Source organism: Mesorhizobium sp. (assembly GCF_004962925.1).
Taxonomy (GTDB): Bacteria; Pseudomonadota; Alphaproteobacteria; order Rhizobiales; family Rhizobiaceae; genus Mesorhizobium.
Genome location: NZ_SUEO01000004.1, coordinates 1 through 232, shown reverse-complemented (window position 1 = coordinate 232; position 232 = coordinate 1). Strand labels below are relative to the sequence as shown.

The following is a 232-nucleotide window of genomic DNA, read 5'->3' as shown; positions in this document are numbered from 1 at the left end:
ACGTCTTCGACGAACCTGACATCGTCGTCGCCGAACCGCCGCCGGCGACCGCGCCGCGGAAGCGTTCGTTGTTCGGCAGTCTGTTCTTCGGCGCATTGGGCGTTCTGGTTTCGCTGGCTGTCGGACTTTGGACCGACCAGCTGATTCGCGATCTGTTCGCGCGCGCCGAATGGCTGGGCTGGCTGGCCGCCGGGATGGCCGTGATCGCGGTGCTGGCGCTTCTGATCATCCT

General features: G+C 65.5%; 1 pseudogene. It reads left to right on the top strand.

The features are described 5' to 3' along the window. Positions 1-232, top strand: a pseudogene (locus E5W87_RS02005) (TIGR01620 family protein); the annotation flags it as partial.